Annotated in this window: 14 protein-coding genes; 13 read left to right on the forward strand and 1 reads right to left on the reverse strand. The window is 64.0% G+C overall.

The window, feature by feature from the left end; genetic code table 11:
- Positions 1–14 precede the first annotated feature (14 nt).
- The 12 genes from tssJ (at position 15) to REH59_RS15955 (ending at position 18,118) form a co-directional block, all read left to right on the forward strand.
- A complete protein-coding gene (gene tssJ, locus REH59_RS15900; protein ID WP_014860349.1) occupies positions 15–737 on the forward strand; it encodes a type VI secretion system lipoprotein TssJ in 723 nt (240 codons plus the stop codon).
- Positions 734–2,077: a type VI secretion system baseplate subunit TssK gene (gene tssK / locus REH59_RS15905; protein WP_003248343.1), complete on the forward strand. Its 1,344-nt coding sequence runs from the start codon at positions 734–736 to the stop codon at positions 2,075–2,077. The genes tssJ and tssK overlap by 4 nt, the downstream gene beginning before the upstream one ends.
- Positions 2,074–2,790, forward strand: a complete 717-nt coding sequence (icmH, locus tag REH59_RS15910) for a type IVB secretion system protein IcmH/DotU (RefSeq protein ID WP_004576640.1) — start codon at positions 2,074–2,076, stop codon at positions 2,788–2,790. Before tssK ends, icmH begins: the two co-directional genes overlap by 4 nt.
- Positions 2,791–2,820: 30 nt before the next feature.
- Complete coding sequence (locus REH59_RS15915; protein WP_014860348.1) at positions 2,821–6,624, forward strand: type VI secretion protein IcmF/TssM N-terminal domain-containing protein; 3,804 nt, start codon at positions 2,821–2,823, stop codon at positions 6,622–6,624.
- The gene (gene tagF / locus REH59_RS15920; protein WP_014860347.1) at positions 6,621–7,529 is read left to right on the forward strand and encodes a type VI secretion system-associated protein TagF; all 909 of its coding nucleotides are present in this window, start codon (positions 6,621–6,623) and stop codon (positions 7,527–7,529) included. The genes REH59_RS15915 and tagF overlap by 4 nt, the downstream gene beginning before the upstream one ends.
- On the forward strand, positions 7,526–10,021 hold the full coding sequence (gene tssM / locus REH59_RS15925; RefSeq protein ID WP_014860346.1) for a type VI secretion system membrane subunit TssM: 2,496 nt from the start codon (positions 7,526–7,528) through the stop codon (positions 10,019–10,021). The genes tagF and tssM overlap by 4 nt, the downstream gene beginning before the upstream one ends.
- A gap of 143 nt (positions 10,022–10,164) precedes the next feature.
- Positions 10,165–10,683, forward strand: a complete 519-nt coding sequence (locus REH59_RS15930) for an Hcp family type VI secretion system effector (RefSeq protein WP_012052417.1) — start codon at positions 10,165–10,167, stop codon at positions 10,681–10,683.
- A gap of 95 nt (positions 10,684–10,778) precedes the next feature.
- Positions 10,779–11,864, forward strand: a complete 1,086-nt coding sequence (gene tssA, locus REH59_RS15935) for a type VI secretion system protein TssA (protein ID WP_014860345.1) — start codon at positions 10,779–10,781, stop codon at positions 11,862–11,864.
- A gap of 167 nt (positions 11,865–12,031) precedes the next feature.
- Complete coding sequence (locus REH59_RS15940) at positions 12,032–14,548, forward strand: excinuclease ABC subunit UvrA (RefSeq protein WP_014860344.1); 2,517 nt, start codon at positions 12,032–12,034, stop codon at positions 14,546–14,548.
- Positions 14,549–14,632: 84 nt separating this feature from the next.
- Positions 14,633–16,282 carry an MFS transporter gene (locus tag REH59_RS15945; protein WP_014860343.1) on the forward strand — a complete coding sequence of 550 codons (1,650 nt, stop codon included), beginning with the start codon at positions 14,633–14,635 and terminating at the stop codon, positions 16,280–16,282.
- Positions 16,279–17,412: an HlyD family secretion protein gene (locus REH59_RS15950; protein ID WP_014860342.1), complete on the forward strand. Its 1,134-nt coding sequence runs from the start codon at positions 16,279–16,281 to the stop codon at positions 17,410–17,412. Before REH59_RS15945 ends, REH59_RS15950 begins: the two co-directional genes overlap by 4 nt.
- Positions 17,413–17,515: 103 nt before the next feature.
- Complete coding sequence (locus REH59_RS15955) at positions 17,516–18,118, forward strand: hypothetical protein (protein ID WP_014860341.1); 603 nt, start codon at positions 17,516–17,518, stop codon at positions 18,116–18,118.
- A 36-nt stretch (positions 18,119–18,154) separates the two neighbouring features.
- On the opposite strand, the gene REH59_RS15960 is transcribed toward REH59_RS15955, so the two are convergent.
- Positions 18,155–19,030: an AEC family transporter gene (locus tag REH59_RS15960; protein WP_003248329.1), complete on the reverse strand. Its 876-nt coding sequence runs from the start codon at positions 19,028–19,030 to the stop codon at positions 18,155–18,157.
- A 427-nt stretch (positions 19,031–19,457) separates the two neighbouring features.
- Between REH59_RS15960 and REH59_RS15965 the strand changes: the two genes are divergently transcribed.
- Positions 19,458–20,756 carry an MFS transporter gene (locus tag REH59_RS15965; protein WP_003248327.1) on the forward strand — a complete coding sequence of 433 codons (1,299 nt, stop codon included), beginning with the start codon at positions 19,458–19,460 and terminating at the stop codon, positions 20,754–20,756.
- The last annotated feature ends 29 nt before the right edge of the window (positions 20,757–20,785 follow it).

Genomic DNA, 20,785 nt, shown 5'->3' on the forward strand with positions numbered 1-20,785 from the left:
GAGGTTTTGCCGTCATGCAACACAAGCACATCGTCCTCAAACGCCTGACCGCAGCCGCCTTGCTGGTAGCGCTGGCCGGCTGCGGGGTCACCGACCGTATCGGCAAGCGCATGGAAGACAGCTGGGCGGCCGACATGCTGGCCGACAGCGAAAAGGTCATCCTGACCTCCGACGGCGGCAACCAGCTCAACCCCGACGCCGAGGGCAAGCCGCTGTCGGTGGTGATGCGCGTGTATCAGCTGACCGACCTCGAGCGCTTCGCGGCTACCGATGCCGAGACCCTGTGGGACGCCCCGGAAAAAGCCTTGGGCAACACCCTGGTGGAAACCCGCGAGATCACCCTGCTGCCTGGCATTGGCCAGATCGACCAGTGGCCGCTGGCCAAGAACGCGCGCTACGTCGGCGTGGCGGCGTTCTTCCGCGACGAGCAGGACGCGCGCTGGAAAGTCGCCTTCGACGCCAACTCGCTGCGCAAGGACGGTATCTGGTTCTCCTCCGACGGCCTGCGGGTGCTGGTGGACAACACCGAAATCAGCGCCATGCGGGGCGTGGACGTACTGAACAAACCGCCGACCGCCGACCAGCTTGCCGCTGCGCAGAAGGCCAAGGATGCCGACGCGACCCTCACCGACAAGGTGCAGGACGCGGCCATCGACAAAGCCACCGACGCCGCCAGCCAGTCGGCCAGCAACGCCATGGATTCAACCTTCAATTCTTTAGTGGATAGCGTCAAATGAGCAAGCAGAGCCGGGTGATGTGGTCGGAAGGCATGTTCCTGCTGCCCCAGCACTTCCAGTATCAGGACGAATTCCATCAGCACCAGTTGGCTGAGGCGACCCTGCGCAGCACCCCTTTCCATTGGGGGGTTCAGGCGCTGCAGGTGGACGAGGACGCCCTGGCCAATGGTTCACTGCAGCTCAAGCGCCTGAAGCTGGTGTTCCCCGATGGCAGCCTCTACGACGCGCCGCAGCACGATCCGCTGCCGGCCGCGCGCGACCTCAAGGACCTGCTCAAGGCCAACGACCTGAAGGTGTATGCCGCGCTCAAGCTGCCCGAGCCATTCGGCCTCAACTACGTCGAGGATGGCCACGAACACAAGGCCGCACGGCGTTTCCGCAAGCAGTTCGACACCCTGCCCGACCTTAATGAAGGCGAGCTGGAAAACGAAATCACCAGCTTGCGCCTGAACGTCGTACTGCTGGTCGACGGTGACAGCCTCGACGGTTACAGCCACTGCCCACTGGCCAAGCTGACACGCAACAGCATGGGCGGTTTCAACGTTGACCCGCATTTCGTCCACCCCACCTTGCACCTGGGCAGCCACGAGACCATTGCAGGCATCGGCAAGCGCCTGCTCGGTGCCCTGCAGGCCAAGAGCAAAGCGCTTTCCGGCCGGCGCCGCGAGCGCGCCGACCAGATCGCCGAGTTCGGCTCCAGCGATGTGACCCTGTTCTGGCTGCTGAACACGGTCAACCGTGCCCACCCGCAGCTGGCTCATCTACTGGCCCACCCGCGCCTGCACCCAGAGCGCCTGTACCTGTTCCTGGCGGACCTTGCCGGCGGCCTGCTGACCTTCACCCTGGACACCCAGCTCAGCGACATCCCCGAGTACGACCACCACGACCCGGCCGCGTCGCTGGTCAAGCTCGACGAAATGATCCGGGTGATGCTCGACAACGTCGTGCCCAACCAGTGCATTGTCATCAACCTGACCCAGACCAAGCCATCGCACTGGCAAGGCCAACTGCACGACCCGCGCCTGGCCGAAGCCGACTTCTATATCGCCGTGCACGCCGACATGCCCGGCGCCAGCCTGCTGGAGCTGGTGCCCCGTGCCTTCAAGGTCGGTTCGCCGGAAGACATTGAAGTGGTGGTCAACAGCGCCATGCCGGGTGTCACCCTCAATCATGCCGCGCGGCTGCCGAACGCGATTCCGGTGCGCCTGGACAACCAGTACTTCGCCATCGAACCACACGGCACTGTGTATGAGCGAATGATCAGCGCCCAGGCCATCTGCTTCTATGCGCCCAGCGCCTTTACCAACCTCAAGCTTGAACTGATGGCGGTGCTCAAATGACCGAAGCCGTACTGCAACAGGGCGCCGTCCCGGCCGCCAGCGACAAACCGACGCTCAAGGACCTGGTCCAGGACTTCATCAGCATGGCGTTGATCGTACGTCGCGGCCGCCAGGTCACCTCGGTGCAGGCCTTCGAAGGTAGCGTCGAACGCTTCTTCGCCAACCTGGAACGTGATGCCCGTGCCGCCAACTACAGCGTCGAGCAGGTCAAGGACACCCAATACGCGTTGTGCGCCTTCCTCGACGAAAGCGTACTGCGCTCGGACGACAACGCGTTGCGTCGGCACTTTGAACTTCAGCCGTTGCAGTTCCGCTATTTCGGCGTGCACCTGGCCGGCGAAGGCTTCTTCGAGAAGGTCGATGCGCTGCGCGCCGACGTCAAGCAGAACATCGACGTGCTCGAGGTTTACCACCTTTGCCTGGCACTGGGCTTCGAGGGCAAGTTCAGCCTCGGGCAGAAAGACCAGCTGCGTTACCTGGCCAATACCCTGGGCCAGGATATCGCCCGCTACCGCAAAGCGCCCAAAGCCCTGTCACCGGACTGGGCACTGCCCGACCAGGTGTCGCAGATGCTGCGCCATGAAGTACCGCTGTGGGTGTATCTGGCGCTGATCGCGTTGGTCTGCGTCGCCGTGTACCTGACGCTGGACTGGTTGCTGGACAAGGACGTCGCCGCCCTGTCCGAACAAATCCGCCAGCTGTTCAGTGCCTGAGCACATGCCCGGTAGCCGAGTCAGGAAGACATGAAAACATTACTGCGTCTGTTGAAAAGTTTCTGGGTGCTGCTGCCATTGCTGTGGCTGGCTAGCCTGTTGATTTGCTGGCTGGCCGCGCCGCTGGTGCCGGGGCTGCGTCATCACGTGCCTGAAGCGCTGGCAATCATCAGTGCCTGCTTCCTGCTGGTAATCGTGCTGCGCCAATACCAGCGCATTCGTGCCGAACACAACCTGGAGAACCTGCTGCAGATCGAGGTCGACCGCTCGTGGAATGCCACTGGCGAGTTCCGTGACCAGCAGGTGCTGCGTGAGCGCCTGAAGCACGCCATCGCCATGCTGCGCACCGACCGCTCCGCGGGTGGCGGCGGCAAGGCGGCCCTGTCCGACCTGCCCTGGTACCTGGTGGTCGGCATGTCGGCGGCCGGCAAGACCTCGCTGCTGACCCATTCCGGCCTGTCGGCCAGCATCGCTACGGCCAACGACAGCGAAAGCGGCACCCAGCACTGCGACTGGTACTTCAGCCCCGACGCCGTGATGATCGACACCGCCGGGCGCTACCTGCGCGACGACCAGTCGGCCAGCGAGTTCTCGGCCTTTCTGCGCATGCTGCGAAAGCAGCGCGGCAAAGCGGCGATCAATGGCCTGGTGCTTGTGGTCAGCCTGCCCGAGCTGCTGGCGGCCAACAGCGATGAGCGCAATGCCCTGGCGGCCCAGTTGGTGGCACGGGTGGAAGAATACGCCGAATGCCTCGATGCCAACCCGCCGGTTTACCTGATGCTGAGCAAGACCGACCAGTTGCCGGGCTTCAGCCAGGCTTTCGACGGCCTCGACCTGCACGAACGCCAGCAGCCGCTGGGCATGACCTTTGGCCTTTCGGAAATCCGCACCAACGGCCTGCACGCCGTGCTGCAGACGCGCCTGAAGAAGCTGCAGGCTCATATTCGCCAGCACGTCGACGCGCAGATGATCGCCCTCGGTGCCGAAGCCGACAGCACCCTGCTGAATTTCCCGCAGTACTTCGCCGCCCTCAGCGGTGTGCTCGAGCAATTCCTCGACCACTTCACCCGCGGCCATCGCGGCGGTGCCCCGCTGCTGCTACGTGGCCTGTACTTCACCAGTGCACTGCAGAACGGGCAGCAACTGGGGCAGGTCTATGAAGACGTCATCGCCGACGAATTCGCCCTGCAGGCCGCCTACGATGAACAGGCCGGGCACGTCGGCAAGGCCCTGGGCAACCGCAGCTACTTCATCACCGACACCTTCCGCCAGGTGATCTTCCCCGACCGCGACCTGATCCTTTACCAGTCGCGCCTGGGCCGCCAGGCTGCGTTCAGCCCGCTGCTACTGGGCCTGGCCGCCGCCACCGGGTTGCTGTTCATCGGTTGGCAAGCGCTGTCGTTCGCCAATAACCGCCAGTGGCTGGACAGCCTGCGCGGGCAGCTGGCGCACATCGAACAGGCAGCAGACCGCGAGCAGCAGCTGGCCGCAGGCAAGGGCCTGGAAGTGCTGCGTGAACAGATGGCCAACGTCGAGGCCCATCGCCTGCAGGGAGTGCCCTTGCAGTTGGGTGGCGGCCTGTACCAGGGCGAGGCGATTCACCAGGTGACCCGCAGCGCCTACCTGGCGCAGCTGCGCAGCCAGGCGCTGGAACCGATCGCACGCAGCCTGCAGGTGCAGATGCGGGCGTTCAACACCTTCGCCAACGGTATCAATCAGGAGCTGGAATTCACCCCGGCCCCGCAGCCGAAGAAGCGCAATGGCAAGCCGCTTGCCCCTGCCATTGCGGCCAGGGCCCAGGCCGCGCTGGGCAACACCCGCGCTGGCGCCTATGCCGCCAAGGTCAACCTGGCCACTGCCAGCGATGGCGCCGAGCTGTCCGCCGCCACCGGTGGGCTGTCACTGTCCGAAGAAATGCTCGGGCGCCTGGACGAGCAGCAGGTGGCCTCGATCATCGAGGCCTACAACACCCTCAAGCTGTACCTGTTGCTGACCGAGCCACAGGCCCATCCAGACCCGGCCTTCGTCGCTGCCAGCCTGCCCCAGGCGTGGGCCAGCGCCGCCGCCGAAGGCACCCCGGCCGACGCTGGCGTGATCGCGGAAAATGCCCCGCTGTACGTGCAGTTGCTGGAACAGGGCCAGGCGCCGTCGTTGCCGCGCAACGAACAGCTGATCAACGAAACCCGGCAGAACCTCAAGTCGTTCATGATCTCCAGCTCGCTGGTCGATCGCGAGTACCTGCGCCTGCAGCTCGAGTCGAGCCGGCAGTTCCCGGCGCTGAGCCTCAACGACCTGGTCCCGCAACCAGGCCGCGCGCTGCTGTACGGAACCGCGGGTGTGCCGGCGATCTACACCCGCCAGGGCTGGGACACCTTCGTCAAGCCCGAGCTGATCAAGCTGGTGTCGGGCAACCTGCGCAACGAGTCGGACTGGGTGCTGGACGGCGAAGGCGGCGATGCCATCGTGCAGAAGGCCAACTTCGTACGCGAGTTCATGACCCGCTACAAGCGCGACTACACCCAGGCCTGGTACAAGATGGTCAGCAGCGTTGGCGTGCGCCACTTCGCCGACCTGGCCTCGGCGACCCGGGAACTGGGGCTGTTGAGCGACGTGCAGAACTCGCCAGTGAAGAACCTGCTGCAGGCCGTCAACGACAATACCCAGTGGGACCTGCCGGTCAAGCAAGCCATCCCGGCCCCCGGCACCAGCCGCGATGACGGTTTCTGGAGCAAGGTCACCGGTCTGTTCGACGCCAACGACACCCTGCCTGCCAACGTCGCGCCGGCCCTGCCGGCGGTGGACGACGGCAGCCTGGCCAAGCGCTTCGAGCCGGTGGCGCGGGTGTTCGCTGAAAACAACGCCGAAGGTGCCGACAGCACCATCATGGACCGCTACCTGGCCGCCTTGCGCAAACTCAAGGTGCGCATGAACAACATCCAGCGCTCGCAGGATGTGGGCAAGAGCAGCAAACAGTTGATCAGCGAGACCCTGGAAGGCCAGCCGAGCGAGATCACCACCGTGCGCAACTACGTGGAAAGCAGCGTCGACACCAGCCAGGATGGCCTGTCGCGCTCGCTGCAGGGGCTGTTCAGCCTGCCCATCCAGTATGCCTGGGCGACCCTGCGCGACCCGGCCGGCGAGCAGATCGCCAAGGCCTGGGCGCAGCAGATCGCCAAGCCCTGGGAGCAGGTCATGGCACACCGTTACCCGATTGCCGGCAGCAGCCGCAACGAGGCTTCGGTGAAAGACCTGCAACGCTTCGTAGATCCCGACAGCGGCCTGCTGCCGGCCTTCAAGCGCAACGAAATCGGCAACCTGGCCGGTGGTGAAGGTCTGGGTGTGGGCGATGGCAAGGGGCCGGCGCTGGTCAACCCTGGCATGCTCAACAGCATCGACAAGGCCAGCTCCGTGGGCCAGGTGATCGCCAGCCTGTCGGACCGTGACAACGGCTTCGAAATCATGCTGGAACCTTCAGCCAACTTCACCGACATCGTCTTCACCCTCGATGGCCAGGAGCAGCACTACCGCAACGGCCGCAGCAGCTGGAACCGCTTCGCCTGGCCGGGCACCAGCACCGCGCCGGGCGCGCGCCTGGACGTCGTCACCCTGAGCGGCACACGGGTCACCGTGTTCGATTTCCCAGGGCGGTGGGGCCTGCTGCGCATGAACGAGAGCGCTCGGGTCGACGACCTGGACGGCATTCAGCAACGCTTTAGCTGGAACACCGCCAGTGGCCGCGTAAGCCTTATCGTGCGCAACTTCGGCGGGGTCAAGCTCACCGATCTGGGTGACGTCAAGGCCCTGAGCGCCCTCAACAGCAGGGGCGCGCAATGATCGGTTGCTTCGGCAAGCTGCCGTCGAGCGCAGATTTCGTCAGCCTGCATGGGGCGGCGGAAGAAGTCTGCGAGTTCGACGCCTGGTTGCAGTCATCGCTGGCAGCCATGCGCTACCGCGATGACTGGCAGGCGTTGTTCGACGCGCTGCCGATGTGTTTTTTCACCTACCGCGCACGCAACGGCAACTGGCTACTGGGTGGCCTGCTCAGCTCGCGCGATGCCAGCCAGCGGCGCTACCCGTTCTTCATCTTCCAGCTGCTCAAGGGTGAAGACAGTACTGTGCTGGTCAACCCGTTCACCCTTGGCGAGCTGTTCAGCGCGCAGATCAAGCCGATGCTGCACCAGGCCGTGCAAGGCGCCGACTGCGCCCGCCTGTTCGAACGGATCAAGGCCTTGCGCCCGCTGCAGGGCCAGGATCTGGACCTGTTCCGCCGGGTGCACGCCAAGTTCCTGCATGATTTCAGCTTCACGGATGTGGCCCGTGCCCTTCATGGGTCCTGGCCAGGTTTCGACAGTGCCACTGCCCTCGCCCACCTGCAGCTCGGCCGTGCCTCGCTTCAGGGTGACTTTGCAGGCGGCATCGAATTGCCGTTGCCGGCCGAACGTGGCCTTAAAAACCCCACTGCCGACCTGTGGCTGACCTGGCTGGCCCGCATGAGCGAACACCGAGCGCTACCGGCAGTGAGCCTGTTGGCCGACGATTTCATGCACCCGCAGCTGTACTGCTTCCCGGCGCGCCACGCCAGCTGTGCCTACCGCCTGCTCAGTGGCTGTGCCGACCCGTGCCAGCACCTGGAGTTGCTCAGCCCGCTGACAACGGTGCCACGGCTGCACGATTACGACCGCCCCCTTGAACATGTCATCGACCAGTTCGTCGATGCACTGGATGCGACGCCTGTATGAACAAGCTCAAGTACTACTGCCTGCGCTACCAACCCTACCTGCTGGGCGTGGCATTCTTCCTGGCGATCTTCCTGGTCTGGGCCATCGGCCGAGCCTTCGGCTTCGCCTCGCTGCACAGCCTGCTGGCCGGGATCGGCGTGTTTCTGCTGCTGTCGGCGGGCTATGTACTGCTGCTGTACCGCGGCGTGGGTCAGCACCACAACCTTGAAGGCCTGCTGCGCGACGACGCCGACCAGGCCGTACTCAGTGCAGCCCCGGCCGACCGGGAAGAAGTCAGCCTGTTGCGCGAGCGCCTGCTGCAGGGCATCGAGCGCCTGCACAGCAACAAGCCGCGCGGTACTTCGAACAAGGATGCCCTGTATGCCCTGCCCTGGTACCTGGTCATTGGCCAGCCTGCCGCCGGCAAGAGCACGATGATCCTGCAGTCAGGCCTGAACTTCCCCTATGCCGAGCGCGAAGGCGTGCGGGTCGCGGGCCTGGGCGGCACGCGCAACTGCGACTGGTTCTTCAGTTCTGAAGCGGTACTGCTGGACACTGCCGGGCGCTACATGAACAGCCCCGAGGAAGCCGGCAAGTGGCGCGGCTTTTTGCAACTGCTGCGCCAGCACCGCCAGCGCCGTCCCCTTAACGGCTTGATCGTCAGCGTCAGCATCGCCGATATCCTGCATGGCTCGGTCGAAGACCAGGAGCGCGTGGCCAAGCGCCTGCGCGAACGCATTCAGGAAAGCTGCGCGCTGCTTGAAGTGCGCCTGCCAATCTACCTGGTTTTCACCAAGTGCGACCTGATCCCTGGTTTCACCGCGTTCTATCGCCAGCTGGACGACGCCGCGCGTGGTGAAGTGATGGGTAAAACCTTCTCTCACAAGGGGTATGAGCAAGCCGACTGGGGCCAGCGCTTCAGCAATGCGATGGACGAGCTGACCCGTTACTGGGGGCAGATGGCGAGCCAGCAGCTGGTGCAGCAGGACATACAAGTCACTCGGCAGAACAACGCTGCCTACCGCTTCCCGCTGGAACTGGCCGCGCTCAAGCCGCGCCTGCATCAGTTCGTCGACAGCCTGCTGCGTGCCAACCCTTACCAGAATGCCGAAATGCTGCGCGGTTTCTATTTCACCGCGGCGCTGCAGGCCGACGAGGCTCAGTGGGGCTGCCACGGCCAGCATGTGGCCGAACGCTTCGCGCTCGAACACGCAGAAGGAACGGGCACTGCCGGCAGCCAGCCGGCGCCGCTGTTCATCAACAGCCTGTTCCGCAAAGTGATCATTCCCGACCAGCATTTGGTGGCGCTGTACACCAGCAACCACCGTGAACGCCGGCGCAAGGCCGGGTGGGTTGGCGCCGCCGGCCTGGCGGCACTGGTGCTGTGCAGCCTGTGGGGCTGGTCGTACCTGAACAACCGCGCCACCCTGGCCAGCATTGCCGGCGAACTGGCCCAGGCCAAGGCCGACGACCAGGCGGCCAGCGGCCAGTACACCGCCTGGCGAAGCCTAGACCGCCTGCGCTTCTGGGCTGCTCACTACCATGAGCAACACCACGCAAAGGGCGTGCCCCTCGGCATGCGCCTGGGCCTGTACCAGGGCCATGAGGTCGAGCCGCTGCTGCGCGACCGCTACTTCGCCACGTTGCAGAATGTGATGCTAAAGCCCACGGCCGATAATCTGACCCGCACCCTGTACCTGCTGACCACGCTCAAGGTCTACCAGCGCAACACCCGTGAGCTGCAGCCAGTGAGCGGTATTGACAGCGTGGAGGCCGAGGCGCTGCCCCATGACAACCGCGCCCAGTCGATCGCCAATTTCGGAAAGGCGGCGCTGGACACTTATGTGATGCTTTCTCCGGGCCAGCGCGAGCATGCCGACCCGGCGTTTCTCAAGGCGCACCTGCCGGACTACTGGTACCCGGCCATCGCCCGCCATACCGGTAAGAGCATGGCCGCCGCTGGCAGCGAGGCCGGTGGCAACCAGGACTACCTGTACGCCAGCCGCCAGATCACGTTCTACAGCGACCAGATTCGAGAGCCAGATGTACCGCGCATCCTCGACAACGCCTTCCTGATGTCCAGTTCGCGCAACTACATCGATAGCCTGCGGGCCCAGTCACTGCGTGCCATCGAGACCATCACGCTGGAGTCCGACACCCTGTTCGCCTTCGGCCGCGCCGACTTCCAGAGCCTGAAAAACGAAGGCCAGCATCAGCTGAGCGCAATTGCCAGCAAGCTGCTGAACACCCCGAATATCGGCAAGATCATCATCTCGGGGCACGCCGACCAACTGGGTGACAGCCAGGGCAACCTGCAGGTTTCGAAACAACGGGCGCAAACCATCCGCACCTATCTGGTTGGCAAGGGCGTACCTGCCGAGCTGGTGGTCGCGCAGGGCGAAGGCAGCCGCAAGCCATTGGTCAACTGCGACATGCAACAACCGCGAACGCAGTTGATCAAGTGCCTGGAGCCCAACCGCCGGGTGGAAATCGAAGTGCGTGGGCTTAACTGAGCCACGCCACAATAACCGGTCGCCGGGGCCTCACAGGATGAGGCCCGGGCGGCGGCAAGCTACCTCTGCCGGCACGCCCGGCGAGGTCAAAACCAAGGGGCGCATGAGCAACCCTTTACATGTTGTTAATGGAGAGTTTCACAATGGCATTTGACGCGTATATCCAAATCGACGGCATCCCAGGTGAAGTACTGGATGAAAAACACAAGGACTGGATCGAAGTGCTGGGCTACGAGTACGGCGCCACACAGGCTACGTCGGCAACCGCCAGCTCTTCGGGCGGTGCGTCCTCCGAGCGCGTTGCCCTGAGCGACTTCAAGATCCGCAAGGCAGTCGACAAGGCATCGGCCAAACTGTTCGAACACTGCTGCACCGGCAAGCACATCGCCAAGCTGAAGCTGAACGTGAACCGCGCCGGTGGCGACAAGGTCACCTACCTGACCATCGACATGGAAGAAGTGGTGGTCTCTTCGGTCAAGTTTGTCGCCGGTGGCAACCAGAATGGTGAAGACAAGGCGGTCAGCGACCTGCCCGTTGAAGAAATCAGCTTCAACTTTGCCCGCATCAAAACCACCTACACCCAGCAGAACCGCACCGACGGCCAGGCCGGCGGCAACATCGTAGGTGGCTGGGACCGCACCGCGAACAAAGTGTTTGCCTAAGCACGTACCGAACCATGGGCCGCTTCGGCGGCCTGCGTTCCGCAGCGCGCCGGGTTTTCTGGCGCGCTGTTCACTAGCCATGTCCAGAGTGTTCTATGCCTGAAATTCTCAATGACCTCTCGCTGGCCACACTGGTCGCCCCTATCGAGGGTGGCAGTGGTGAAGACTTGAGCTTCTCTGCCTTGTTCGACCAGATCAAGGAGGCACGCCGGGCGGACCCTGACTACCTGACCCAGGGCGACTGGCAAACCGACTTGAAGACTGCCGACTGGGAGCAGGTGATCAACCTGTCGGCTCAAGGGCTTGCGCAGCAAAGCAAAGACCTGATGCTGGTGGCCTGGCTCTGCGAGGGGCTGGCCCAACGTGAACACTTCGAAGGCATCACCTTTGGCCTCGAGCTGACCGAACAGCTCCTGGTTGCGTTCTGGGAAACGCTGTATCCCACCCTCGAAGACGGCCTGGACGAGCGCGCGGCGCGACTGTCCTGGTTGAAGACCACGCTCACCGACATTGCCGGTGGCTTGCCCATTATCCAAGGGCAGCATTTTGGCGTGTTGCGCTATGACGAGTCACGCCATGTAGAAAACCTCGCCTTGCAAAACCCCAAGGCAATGCAGACAGCGCTGAACGAAGGCAAGATCAACGCCGAGATCTTCCAGCGCTCGGTAGCGCTTACCGACACCGATTACCTGCGCGCCAAGGCCCAGCAGATCGCTACCAGCCTGAATGCATGCAAACGCCTGCAGGCCAGCGCCGACCGCCTGTTCGGCCACGAGGCGCCCAGCTTTGCCAGCCTTGCCGACATGCTTTCGCGTGCCAGCCAGCTGGCGGAAAAACTGCTCAAGGACCGCGGCGTAGAGCTTCACCCCGCCATCCCGGAAGAAGCACAGCCACAGGCCATGGCTGCCAACCTCCACGAAGCAGGTGAACCGATGAATGCCACGCCCCCGACGACCGCGCCTGCCGCCCTGCGCACCACCCCGCTGACCCGCGACGAGGCATTCACCATGCTTGCGGGCATCGCCCAGTATTTCAAGCAGAGCGAACCGCAAAGCCCGGTACCCTACCTGATCGAACGTGCGATCAAGTGGGGCAACATGCCGTTGGAAGGCTGGTTGAGTGACGTGATCAAGGACAACAATGTGGTGGACAACATCCGCGATGTGCTGGGTACCCGCTAGGGTCTGCAATAAAAGCCTTGAGACGAACGTCAGGTAAGGCGAAAACAGCCGGCGCCCTGCCACCCCAACGGCTCCATCGGGTAGATTCCTTGACTGCTGCCCACGCAAGGGCGCTGCAATTGCTGTTAACTTGAGCGCACTGCTCAGCTTCAGACAAGGACTGCTTCATGCCTCCAAGCCCGACCACCCCAAGCGGTTTCATCCGCGTCCGTGGCGCCCGCGAGCACAACCTGAAGAACATCGATGTCGATATTCCCCGCGATGCCTTGGTGGTGTTCACCGGCGTGTCCGGCTCGGGCAAGTCTTCGTTGGCGTTCTCCACGCTGTATGCCGAAGCCCAGCGGCGTTATTTCGAATCGGTGGCGCCCTATGCCCGGCGCCTGATCGACCAGGTTGGCGTGCCGGATGTCGATGCCATCGATGGCTTGCCGCCGGCGGTGGCCCTGCAGCAACAACGCGGCACGCCGAGTGCACGTTCCTCGGTGGGTAGCGTGACCACCTTGTCCAGTTCGATCCGCATGCTCTATTCACGCGCAGGCCACTATCCGGCCGGGCAAGCGATGCTGTACGCCGAAGACTTTTCTCCAAACACGCCCCAGGGCGCTTGCCCGCAGTGCCATGGCCTGGGCCGTGTCTACGAGGTGACCGAAGCGACCATGGTTCCCGACCCGGCGCTGACCATTCGTGAGCGTGCGGTGGCGGCGTGGCCAATGGCGTGGCAAGGGCAAAACCTGCGCGACATCCTGGTCACGCTGGGCTATGACGTCGATATCCCTTGGCGCGATCTGCCCCAGGCGCAGCGCGACTGGATCCTGTTCACTGAAGAGACGCCCACCGCCCCCGTGTATGCCGGCCTGACCCCGGCGCAGACCCGCGAAGCGCTCAAGCGCAAACTGGAGCCCAGCTATCAAGGCACGTTCATGGGTGCCCGGCGTTACGTGCTGCATACCTTCATGCACTCGCAGAGCGCGCAGATGCGCAAGCGTGTGGCCCAGTACATGCACCCCAGCCCCTGCCCGCTGTGCCAGGGCAAACGCCTGAAGCGCGAAGCGCTGGCCGTGACCTTCGCCGGGCTGGACATCGCCGAACTGTCGCACCTGTCGTTGCAGGCGCTGGCTGAGGTGTTCCGCAAGGTGGCGGCAGCCGACTACCTGACCCAGCAGCAGGACGAGCTGACACTGGAAAAACGCCTGGCGGCCCAACGTATCGCCAAAGAACTGCTCGAACGCATTGACACGCTGCTTGACCTCGGCCTCGGTTACCTGGCCCTGGAGCGCAGCACCCCGACCTTGTCTTCTGGAGAACTGCAACGCCTGCGCCTGGCCACCCAGCTGAATTCGCAGCTGTTTGGGGTGGTTTACGTACTCGACGAGCCGTCGGCCGGCTTGCACCCGGCCGACAGTGAAGCGCTGTTCGAAGCCCTGCAGCGCCTGAAACAGGCTGGCAACTCGGTGTATGTGGTGGAGCATGACCTGGACACCATGCGCCGCGCCGACTGGCTGGTGGATGTAGGGCCAGCTGCCGGCGAACACGGCGGCACCATCCTCTACAGCGGGCCGCCCGCCGGCCTGGCCGAGGTGCAACAGTCATGCACCCGCACCTACCTGTTCGATGCCCCGGTACAGGCCACACGCGCCCCCCGCCAAGCACGCGACTGGCTGAAGCTTGAAGGCATCACGCGCAATAACCTCGATAACCTGAGCGCCGCATTTCCGTTGGGCTGCTTTACCGCCGTTACCGGTATTTCCGGCTCGGGCAAATCCAGCCTGGTCAGCCAGGCCCTGCTGGAACTGGTGGGGGCACACCTGGGCCATGCCGAGCAACCTAGCGAGCCCGAAGCGCAAAGCCTGGAAGACGAACCTGAACAGACCAGCAGCGGCCACGTAAGCGCCGGGCTTGGCAGCATCAAGCGGCTGGTGCAAGTTGACCAGAAGCCGATCGGCCGCACCCCGCGCTCCAACCTGGCCACCTACACAGGCCTGTTCGACCACGTGCGCAAATGCTTCGCGGCGACCGAGCAGGCCAAGGCACAGGGCTTCGACGCCGGGCGCTTTTCCTTCAACGTTGCCAAGGGCCGCTGCGCCAACTGCGAGGGAGAGGGTTTCGTCAGCGTCGAGTTGCTGTTCATGCCCAGCGTGTACGCGCCCTGCCCGACCTGCCAGGGTGCCCGCTACAACCCCGAAACCCTGGCGGTGAGCTGGCAAGGCATGAACATCGCGCAAGTGCTGCAGTTGACCGTCGACCAGGCCCTGCAGGTTTTTGCCGAGCAACCGCCTGCCCGCCGTTGCCTGCAGGTGCTGCAGGATATCGGCCTGGGCTACTTGCGTCTGGGCCAACCGGCCACCGAGCTGTCCGGTGGTGAAGCGCAGCGGATCAAGCTGGCGACCGAGCTGCAGCGCATGGCCCGCGGGGCGACCCTGTATGTGCTGGATGAGCCCACCAACGGCTTGCACCCGCAGGACATCGACCGGCTGCTGGTACAGTTGAACCGCCTGGTAGAAAGCGGGCATAGCGTGGTGGTGGTCGAACACGACATGCGAGTGGTGGCGCAGAGTGACTGGGTGATCGATATTGGCCCGGGGGCCGGGGATTCCGGGGGCAAGGTGGTGGTCAGCGGCACCCCGCAGGTGGTGGCCGGGTGTAAGGCAAGCCGCACGGCCGAGTTTCTGGCCAAAGCGTTGTAGCGGGCGGCGCTAAATCTTGACACCCCCCCAAAAACCAAAGGACGCGCCTAGCAGCATCAAGCGCCGCTAAAGTAAAGTCTGCCGATGGATAAATACGCCCCCCGCCAGTGGCTCCCCCACGAAAAGCCCAGCCTGCCAGGCTCCCCTTCCACGCCCCTGCATTCGCCAGCCAAGCGTCTGGCCTACGGCGTGGTCGGCCTGCTGGTGGCAATCACCGGTGGCCTGGGCAACGCGCTGGTCACCGCCAACCTGGTGTTCCTGCAAGGCGCCCTGGGTGCAACCACCGCGGAAATGGCCTGGCTGCCGGCCGCCTATGTGATGACCAACGTCTCCATCAACCTGCTGTTGGTGAAGTTCCGCCAACAGTTCGGCCTGCGAGCCTTCACCGAAGTGTTCCTGGTGCTGTACGTGGTGGTCACCTTCGCCCACCTGCTGGTCAACGACCTGAACTCTGCCATCGCTGTACGCGCGGCCCACGGCATGGTCGGCGCGGCGCTCAGCTCGCTGGGGCTGTACTACATGATTCAGGCCTTCCCGGCGCAATGGCGGCTCAAGGCGATGGTACTGGGCCTGGGTGCCTCGCAGCTGGCGCTACCGCTGGCACGGATCTTTTCTGAAGACCTTCTGCAAATTGCCGAATGGCGCGGGTTGTACCTGTTCGAGCTGGGCCTGGCACTCACCGCACTGGGTTGCGTACTGCTGCTGAAATTGCCGCCCGGTGACCGTTTTAAAACGTTCGAACCCCTCGACTTCCTGACCTTCACCTTGATCGCCAGCGGTACCGCACTGCTCTGCGCCGTACTGTCACTGGGGCGCATCGACTGGTGGCTGGAGGCGCCGTGGATCGGCGTGGCACTGGCGGTGTCGATCGCGCTGGTCTTCAGCGGCCTGGCCATCGAGCACAATCGCCGCAACCCCTTGTTGATGACCCACTGGTTGGGTAGTGGCGCCATCATACGTCTGGCCCTGTGCGTGGTGCTGATCCGCATGGTGACCTCGGAACAGTCCACCGGCGCGGTCGGTTTCCTGCAGGCGCTGAACATGGGCAGCGAGCAGATGCGCACGCTGTACTGGATCATGCTGTCAGGCGCTGTCACGGGCCTGGCCAGCAGCGCCCTCACCATCAACCCCAACCATTTGGTGATCCCGCTGTTCGTCTCGCTGCTGGCCATGGCCGCCGGCGCCTTCATGGACAGCAGTTCCAGCAACCTCACACGCCCGGCTCAAATGTACTTGAGCCAGTTCCTGCTGGCGTTCGGCAGCACGTTCTTCCTCGGCCCGTCGATGGCCCTGGGCATCAGCCATGTGCGCGCCAACCCGCGCAACCTGGTCAGTTTTTCGGTGTTGTTCGGCATCTGCAACAACCTCGGCGGCCTGATTGGTGCGGCGTTGTTGGGCACCTTCCAGACCTGGCGGGAAAAGTTTCACTCCAGCCACCTGATGGATCGCCTCAGCTACCTGGAACCCCTGGTCAATGCCCGCGTTCAAAGTGGGGGTGCCGGTTACGGCGGCATCATTGCCGACCCTGCCTTGCGCAGTGAAGCCGGCATGCGCCTGCTGGCCAGCGCTGCTACCCGTGAAGCGAACGTCATGGCCTACAACGATGTGTTCGTGCTGATCGGCAGCATCGCCATCCTGACCATGATTTGGATCTGTATCCGCAGTACCTGGCTCTGGCATGTGAAACGTCAGGCCACCCTTACCGACTCTACCCCCGGCGCGCCCACCCGATGACCGACGACACCCGCACCACGACCACCACCGCCATCGCCGAAACCCCGGAGGGCGTCAAACCGCCCAGTGAACCAACCAGCCCGGTACGCACGCGGCGGGTGCGCATCCTGTCATCCATCAGCTTCGCCGCCGTGGCGTTGGCCGGCATCCTGTTGGTGCTGTATGCCTGGCGCCTGCCGCCATTCAGCAGCGCCATCGAAAGCACCGAGAACGCCCTGGTGCGGGGCCAGGTGACCATCATCGGCCCGCAACTCAGCGGCTACGTCGTCGATGTACCAGTGCACGACTTCCAGTTCGTCAAGGCCGGCGACTTGCTGGTGCAACTGGACGACCGTATCTACAAACAACGCCTTGCCCAGGCCAGCGCCCAGCTGCAACAGCAGTTGGCGGCCCTGGCCAACAACCAGCAGCAGCGCAAAAGCGCCGAAGCGACCATTGCCCAGCGCCAGGCCGCCATCGGCGATGCTGCGGCCCAGGCGGCCAAGGCCAAGGCTGACCTCGGCCGCAACCAGGCGCTGGTCAACGATGGATCGGTGTCGCGCCGCGACCTGGACCTGGCCCGTGCCAGCGAGGCCGCTGCCGTCGCCAGCCTGGCCCAAGCCAGGGCGGCGCTGGAAATCGCCCGCCAGGACCGTGAGACCGTGGTGGTCAACCGGGCCGCACTCGAGGCCTCGGTGGAGAACGCCAAGGCCGCCGTGGAGCTGGCACGCATCGACCTCGACAACACCCGCGTCACGGCCCCGCGCGATGGCCAGCTGGGGCAGATCGGCACCCGCCTGGGTGCTTATGTCAACTCCGGCGCGCAGCTCATGGCGCTGGTGCCCGACACCCTTTGGGTGATTGCCAACATGAAGGAAACCCAGATGGCCAATGTGCGTATCGGCCAGCCCGTGAGCTTTACCGTAGACGCGCTGAACCACCGGAAGCTACGGGGCCATGTACAGCAGATTTCGCCGGCCACCGGCTCTGAATTCGCCTTGCTGCAGGCGGACAACGCCACTGGCAACTTCGTCAAGATCGCCCAGCGCATACCGGTGCGCATCACGGTGGATGCCGACCAGCCGACTGCCAGGCATCTGCGCCCAGGGATGTCGGTGGTGGTCAGTATCGATACCCGGGGCGAACAGTGATGTAACCCCGGCAGCCCCTGCAGGGATGCCGTCGTGCCACGATTGCGCCGCTCTAACCCGTGGGTTTTAATCGCGCACGATCCGTCGCCAAGGAAGTTTCACCATGTACAGGAAGATCGTGCCACTGGCATTGCTGGCAACACTGGCCGGTTGCTCCGACAGCCAGGACACCATCAAGGCCCGTTTCCACAAGGCTATCCAGGCCTCCCTGGATACCCGGTACCCACACTGTTTCGTCATCAGTTCGTTCCCTACCAAGACCCAGGACTTCGACGTGCACGGCACCAACAAGGCGTTGCACGCCCTGGCGCAGGTAGGCGTGGTCAGCGAGAAGGAAATTTCGCGCACCGAAATACCGGCACGGCTGTGGTCGCCGGCACGCACGGATATCTACTACGCCTACGACCTGACCGATGAAGGCCGCAAATACTACAAGGCAGGCGCCGGGCTGTGTTTCGGCAAGGCACAAGTGACGGCAATCGAGCAGTTCAGTGAGCCGAGCGAGGCAACCGGACAGAAGCTGTCGAATGTGACCTATGCCTACAAGATCATCGAGTTGCCGGCGTGGGCCGCCAATGATCAGGTGAAAGCCAGCATCGCCGGCTTGGGCCAGGCGGTGGCCAGCCATGCTGCCCCGCTCAAGGAAACCCGAACCCTGGTGCTGACCAGCCAAGGCTGGGTGGATGACCAGTTGTCGGTCCAGTAGCCCGAAGCCTGTACCGGCACTATCGTCGGTAAAGGCCTACATCCACCAAGCCAGCACCACCGGCAACCAGGCAAACGACAGCACCGTAGAACACATCACCAGGTTCGCCACCTGCTCTGGCTCACGGTTGGCCCGCACCGCCATCAGGTAGTTGAACACGGCTACCGGCATCGCCGACTGCACCATCAGCACCGCACGCTCCAGGCTGTCCATACCCAGTACCGCGCCCACTGCCCAGCCCACCGCAGCCCCCAGGCCAATGCGCAAACCGCCCAGCAGCATGCCGCTGCCCACGTGACGCAGGCGAATGCTGGCCAGTGACACCCCCAGGGTCAGCAGCATGAGCGGAATGGTCATGCCGCCCAGCAGGTCTGCGGTGTTGGCCAGCCAACGCGGCAGTTCGAAATCGAGAAAAATGATGGGCATGCCGCCGGCCAGGCTGATGACGATAGGGTTGCGCAGCAACGCCTTGAGCGAAGCCGCCGTGCCGGAGATGGCCATGCCGATGGTGAACTGCACGATCGACAGGGTCAGGAAAAATGCCACGGCCAGGGCCAGGCCATGCTCACCGAAGGCATACAGACTGATCGGCAGGCCCATGTTGCCGGTGTTAGGGAACATGAATGCCGGCAGCAGTACCCGCCAGTGCATGCCCGACGCGCGACACACCAGCAAAGCGGCCAAGGCCATCCCCAAGGTGCACAGCAAGCAGGCCACGGCCATGCTGGTAAAGGCATTCGGGTCCAGGTCGGTACGACTGAGGGTGGACAGTACCAGCGAAGGTGTGCCGACGGTCATCACCACCCGGGCGATGAAATCAGTGGGGTAATCCAGGCCCTTGCGGGCCCAGGCAAAACCAATGCCGGCGACGATGAAAACCGGGGCCAGGACTGCGAACAGCGACGCGAACATGGGGGGCCTTCCTTGGTGGGGTTCAGCATTATGCCGCACTCAGTGAGAGTACCGGGCCGATCTCACCGCACGCAGGCGCCGCCATCGAAAATGTCTGTGGAAGACATGTTCATGTCGCGCTGAGACTGCGGCGTCTCGTCGCATACCCAGGCCCCTTGGGCAAAAGCGTCCAAGCCCGTAGAATCCCGCTTCCTTTTCGCCCGTCGCCTTGAACGGTGGCAACCAGTAGCAATGACAGAGTCAGCGCCTGAACACATGAACGCACATGTGAAGTAGGCTCAACCCTCCCCGCCCGGCCCATCTCCCATAACGCCCAGCGGTTGAGTCTTGCCCAGGTCGCATCCGTGTCGCCACTCGCCCCTTGCCGGGTCGAGCCGGTGTGCGCGCCGAGAAGGTGCTCATTCCGCTCATCCAACTAGAGGTACGTATGTCTCCGCGTTTGCTGGCCATGGCGCTGGCGCCCCTGCTCGGGCTGTTCATCATTGCCCTGGGCAACGGCTTCATGTCTTCCCTGACCACCCTGCGCCTGGGCGCCGCCGGTGAGTCTGCAACCACCATTGGTATCGTCTCGTCGACTTACTTCATCGGCCTGACCCTCGGCGCCATCTTCAACGACCGGCTGATCCTGCGCATCGGCCACATCCGCGCCTACACCAGCTTCGCCTCGCTGATCGCCGTGACCATCCTGCTGCAAGGGTTGTTCTACGAGGTCACCTGGTGGTCGGTGCTACGCCTGATCAACGGCTGGGCCGCAGTGGGCGTGTTCCTGGTGATCGAAAGCTGGCTGCTGCTGGCCGGCGACGCGAAAATCCGCGGCCGCCTACTGGCGCTGTACATGATCGCCTTCTACGGCGCCGGGGTAATCGCCCAGGCCGGCCTTGGCGAAATCACCCAGCTAGGCGATACCGCCCCGTTCATGCTGGCCGGCGTGCTGGCCGCCCTGTCGGTGTTGCCGATCGTGATCCTGCCGCGGGTGTCGCCGCTGCTGGACCAGGTCGAACCCCTCAAACCCCGCCAGTTGCTGGGCGTGGCACCGTCGGGCCTGGTCGGCTGCTTCGGTTCGGGCGTAGCGATTGCCGGCATCTATGCCCTGCTGCCACTGTACTTGCAGCGCATCGGCCTGGAGGTGGGTGAGGTCGGCAACATGATGGCCTGGGTGATCCTTGGCGCGATGCTGCTGCAGTACCCGGTCGGGCGCTGGTCCGACCGCAAGGACCGCCTCGATGTGCTGCTCGCGCTGGCCGCGTTGTGCGTTGTCCTGTCGCTTGTAACGGTGTTCCTGCCATCGGACTCGTTCCTGCTGCCGGCCATGCTGTTCCTGCTGGGTGGTGGCGTGTTCACCCTGTACCCGGTGGCGGTCAGCCATGCGGCCGACCGCGCGCCGTCCGATGCGCTGGTGCCGATGATCCAGGGCCTGCTGCTGATCAACTCGCTGGGCTCGGCCATGGCACCGGTGGCCATTTCGCCGATGATGACCGAGTTTGGCGAGGCTGGGCTGTTCTGGGCGTTTGCCGTGGTCAACCTGGCCATGGTGTGCTTCTTCATGTGGCGCCGCGGCAAGCGCCCGGCGGCAGAGCACCCTGCGCCGTTCACCGCTTCGACCACCTTCTCGCCAACCGGTGCCGAGTTGCGGGTGACCGAAGACCTGATGCATGCGGCGCAGGAGCATCCGCCGCTGGAGCCGGTCGAAACCCCGGCACCCGCACAGCGCTCGGAATCTTGTTGATTGCCACTCGTCGCCTAGAAGGCACCCCG

It is taken from the genome of Pseudomonas sp. BO3-4 (genome assembly GCF_034044115.1).
Taxonomy (GTDB): Bacteria; Pseudomonadota; Gammaproteobacteria; order Pseudomonadales; family Pseudomonadaceae; genus Aquipseudomonas; species Aquipseudomonas alloputida.

Bases quoted from the DNA above. Each gene is read 5' to 3' on its own strand.
- tssJ (WP_014860349.1), top strand. From the start codon at position 15: ATGCAACACAAGCACATCGTCCTCAAACGCCTGACCGCAGCCGCCTTG.
- tssK (WP_003248343.1), top strand. From the start codon at position 734: ATGAGCAAGCAGAGCCGGGTGATGTGGTCGGAAGGCATGTTCCTGCTG.
- icmH (WP_004576640.1), top strand. From the start codon at position 2,074: ATGACCGAAGCCGTACTGCAACAGGGCGCCGTCCCGGCCGCCAGCGAC.
- REH59_RS15915 (WP_014860348.1), top strand. From the start codon at position 2,821: ATGAAAACATTACTGCGTCTGTTGAAAAGTTTCTGGGTGCTGCTGCCA.
- tagF (WP_014860347.1), top strand. From the start codon at position 6,621: ATGATCGGTTGCTTCGGCAAGCTGCCGTCGAGCGCAGATTTCGTCAGC.
- tssM (WP_014860346.1), top strand. From the start codon at position 7,526: ATGAACAAGCTCAAGTACTACTGCCTGCGCTACCAACCCTACCTGCTG.
- REH59_RS15930 (WP_012052417.1), top strand. From the start codon at position 10,165: ATGGCATTTGACGCGTATATCCAAATCGACGGCATCCCAGGTGAAGTA.
- tssA (WP_014860345.1), top strand. From the start codon at position 10,779: ATGCCTGAAATTCTCAATGACCTCTCGCTGGCCACACTGGTCGCCCCT.
- REH59_RS15940 (WP_014860344.1), top strand. From the start codon at position 12,032: ATGCCTCCAAGCCCGACCACCCCAAGCGGTTTCATCCGCGTCCGTGGC.
- REH59_RS15945 (WP_014860343.1), top strand. From the start codon at position 14,633: ATGGATAAATACGCCCCCCGCCAGTGGCTCCCCCACGAAAAGCCCAGC.
- REH59_RS15950 (WP_014860342.1), top strand. From the start codon at position 16,279: ATGACCGACGACACCCGCACCACGACCACCACCGCCATCGCCGAAACC.
- REH59_RS15955 (WP_014860341.1), top strand. From the start codon at position 17,516: ATGTACAGGAAGATCGTGCCACTGGCATTGCTGGCAACACTGGCCGGT.
- REH59_RS15960 (WP_003248329.1), bottom strand. From the start codon at position 19,030: ATGTTCGCGTCGCTGTTCGCAGTCCTGGCCCCGGTTTTCATCGTCGCC.
- REH59_RS15965 (WP_003248327.1), top strand. From the start codon at position 19,458: ATGTCTCCGCGTTTGCTGGCCATGGCGCTGGCGCCCCTGCTCGGGCTG.